This is a genomic window from Sandarakinorhabdus sp. (genome assembly GCF_041689835.1).
Classification (GTDB): domain Bacteria; phylum Pseudomonadota; class Alphaproteobacteria; order Sphingomonadales; family Sphingomonadaceae; genus Sandarakinorhabdus.
On the sequence record NZ_JBDNFM010000074.1, the window covers coordinates 1 to 3,024 of the forward strand.

At 67.6% G+C, this 3,024-nt stretch carries 4 protein-coding genes; all 4 read right to left on the bottom strand.

What is annotated here, in order from left to right; translation table 11 throughout:
* Positions 1 to 374, bottom strand: a 374-nt coding sequence (locus ACESL8_RS03790; RefSeq protein ID WP_372916124.1) for an N-formylglutamate amidohydrolase, incomplete at its 3' end; no start/stop codon positions are given.
* Between the two features lie 122 nt (positions 375 to 496).
* Entirely contained in the window at positions 497 to 793 is a 297-nt protein-coding gene (locus tag ACESL8_RS03795) for a hypothetical protein (protein WP_372916126.1), read from the bottom strand.
* Between the two features lie 344 nt (positions 794 to 1,137).
* Positions 1,138 to 1,962 (bottom strand): 4-(cytidine 5'-diphospho)-2-C-methyl-D-erythritol kinase, encoded by an 825-nt coding sequence (locus tag ACESL8_RS03800; RefSeq protein WP_372916128.1) that lies wholly within the window; start codon positions 1,960 to 1,962, stop codon positions 1,138 to 1,140.
* Between the two features lie 47 nt (positions 1,963 to 2,009).
* The gene (locus tag ACESL8_RS03805) at positions 2,010 to 2,912 is read right to left on the bottom strand and encodes a tetratricopeptide repeat protein (RefSeq protein ID WP_372916130.1); all 903 of its coding nucleotides are present in this window, start codon (positions 2,910 to 2,912) and stop codon (positions 2,010 to 2,012) included.
* Positions 2,913 to 3,024: the final 112 nt, after the last annotated feature.

The following is a 3,024-nucleotide window of genomic DNA, read 5'->3' on the forward strand; positions in this document are numbered from 1 at the left end:
GCGGCGATGTGGGCGGCGATGGCATCGTGATACGGGGTGTGGAGTGCGGCGATACGCAGTTCGCGTTCCGTTTCGGGCAGGTTCCAGTTGCCGGGGATGATGTGGCCGTCGCTGCTGGCCGGCACCGCGCCCGTATCGGCGGCGTCGCGGTTGAGATCGACCACCAGGCGGGACACGCGGGCGATGATTGCCGGGGCCGACAGCGCCCGCGCCAGCCGGCGGGTGAGCGCATCGGTGCCGATATCCACGGCGATATGATTGCCCATCAACGCGGCGGGCACCCCAAGATCGATGCCGGGCGGCACATCGGCGGAGGCGTGATCGGCCACGATCAGCATATCGGCCGTGCCGGGCAGGATTTCGGGCAAGCGCATGGCGCAGGCATAGACCGGGCGCGCACCAGAAAAAAGGCCCGGTGGAAAACCACCGGGCCTGAAGTAGCATCCTTGGGGAGGATGGAAGGGTTAGGGCGCCCGGCAGTACCGGGACCGAAGGCTTACTGAGCGGCGGCAGCCGGCAGCGCGGCCAGTTCGGTGCCGAGCAGCTTGGCAGCGGCGGCGAACTTCTTGCCGGCTTCGTAACGAGCGTCAGCAGCGCACAACTTTTCGCCGGTGACGACGAGGTGCAGCGCCTTCACAGCAGTTTCGCCGCCCTTGGCAACAGCAAGGGTGCGGATCTGGGCCGGCGTGGCCGTGCAGCTGACCTGGGCGGCAGCAGCGGGGCTGGCGGCAGCGGCGATGAACGTAGCAGCGGCCACGATTGCGAGCGGCAGGGCGATGATGCGGCTGGACATGGGTAATCTCCTGTTGAAGCGGAAATACCCGCTTGATCGTAACCAAATCTCATTGATTTGAGCCGCGCCGCCTCCGACCGAGGGGGGAGGGTTGAGCGAAGGCTGAGCGCTGCTCAAATCAACTAACCCGCTTCTAAGTAACGCTTAGAAGCCCGTCAACAGCTATTTTGAGCCGTAATCAGCTTGTTGCGCCGCAGCGTAGCATTTTCAGCACCTTGAACGAATGTCGCAGGGTATAACTGGCGCTGAACTCAGGCGAATTCCACAGCAATCAAGTGCGACTCAAGGCAGCTTCCGAGTCGGACTCCATTCACGTGATCTCGGCTCGCAAGCGGTGACGCGAATCAGATGATATGCGTCGGGCTCACCCACCAGCCGGTGCCAAAGCCAGCCAGCGCTGTGGCCGCCCGGTCACGCGCTGGCACATCCGGATACAGCGCCAGGCACGTTGCGCCCGAACCGCTCATCCGCACCAGGCTCGCCTCCCCCCCCCGTTCAAGCGCCGCCAACACATCGGCGATCACCGGTTGCAAGGTAATGGCCGCCGCCGTCATGTCGTTGCGCAAGGCAGCCAGCGGCAGCGCCGAATCGATGGGGCCGTGATCCACTTGGTCCCAGCCGGCAAACACCGGCCCCGTGGCCACCGCCACACGCGGATTGACCAGCAGCACCGGCGTTCCAGCCGGATCGTGCGGCCACGGCGACAGCGCCTCGCCCTTGCCGGTGCCGAACAATGTGCGGCTATACACGCAGGCCGGCACATCGGCGCCCAGCGGCTCGGCCACTGCCGCCAACCGCTCCAGCGGCCAGCCCAGATCCCAGAGCCGGTTCAGCAGCCGCAGCGCCGCCGCCGCATCCGCCGAGCCGCCGCCCAGACCGGCCGCGACGGGTATATGCTTGTCCAGATGCAATCGCGCGCCCCGCCTGCCGCCGGCAGCCGCCGCCAACGCCCGCGCAGCGCGCAGCACAAGATTGTCAGCGCCCACATCCGCGCCGGCAGCCGTCGGGCCCGAAAGCGACAAGGTCAGCGCATCCGCCGCCTCCCCGCTCAGCCTGTCGCCAAAATCGGTAAAGGCAAAAATACTCTCCACGTCGTGATAGCCATCGGGCCGCCGCCGCCGCAGGTGCAGCGCCAAATTGATCTTGGCCGGGGCGGGTTCAACGATCATCGCGCGGCGGCTTTGGCGCGGGCGACCCCGGCGCGCAAGAGCCTATCCTATCTTTGGGCCAGCATCGCCGGCGCGGCATCCAGCCCATAATCCAGCCGGGCCTGCAGCTTACGCTTGTCCTCGGGCTCTCCGTCCATCGCCAGCGCCTGCCGCCAGCGGAAACGCGCTTCGATACGGCGGCCCTGGCTCCACAATGCGTCGCCCAAGTGGCTGATAATAGTGGGGTCCTGCGGCTCAAGGCTGATGGCACGTTCCAGCGTCGCCACCGCGGTATCCACATCGCCGCTTTGCAACTGCACCCAGCCCAGCGAATCGATGATGCCGCCATCGCCGGGCCGCAACTGCGCCGCCTTTTCGATCATGGCGCGGGCCTGCGCCGGGGCGCCGCCGCGTTCCAGCAAGCCATAACCCAGATAATTCAACACCCCCGGTTCATCGGGAAACAGCACCAGTGCGGCGCGGAAATCAGCCTGGGCGCCCGGCCAATCCCCCGCGCGGTCGCGCATCATGCCGCGCAGATACTGCAGGTTCCACCCCGAAGAACCCATCGCCTTGCCAAAGCGGTCGATGGCGATGCCATAGGCGGCGGCAGCGTCGCCAAACCGCCCGGCGCGGCGGTGCCAGCCGGCCAGCCCGGCCCAATCATCGGCCGAAGCCCCCGGCGCATCGGCAGCGCGTTGCAGCAATTGCCCGGCGGCTGCGGCCTGGCCGGCATCCTCCAGCAGCTCAGCCCGGCGCGCACGCACGGCCTCTTCCAGACCCAGCCCGGCCGGCACCTTGTCCAGCGCGGCCAGCGCCGCCTGGGTTTGCCCGGCCTTGCCCAGCATTTCGCCCACGGTAAGCCACGTGATCGGCATATCGGGCGCCATGAAACTGGCCAGCCGGGAAAACAGCAGCGCCAATGGCTCCGATCGTTCGCGCGCCAGATCGGCCGACAGCCGCACCGCCATCCAGGCCAGCGCCTGCCGTGGTTCGGCGGCCAGTGGCCCCAGCCGCTTGCCGGCTTGCAGCCATTAGCGCCCCGCCGCGGTTGGCGCGTCGCCGGGCTACAGCACGGCCAGC

What these genes read in the sequence shown, in the direction of transcription:
- ACESL8_RS03795 (WP_372916126.1), bottom strand. Translation starts at nt 793, where the DNA reads ATGTCCAGCCGCATCATCGCCCTGCCGCTCGCAATCGTGGCCGCTGCT.
- ACESL8_RS03800 (WP_372916128.1), bottom strand. Translation starts at nt 1,962, where the DNA reads ATGATCGTTGAACCCGCCCCGGCCAAGATCAATTTGGCGCTGCACCTG.
- ACESL8_RS03805 (WP_372916130.1), bottom strand. Translation starts at nt 2,912, where the DNA reads ATGGCGGTGCGGCTGTCGGCCGATCTGGCGCGCGAACGATCGGAGCCA.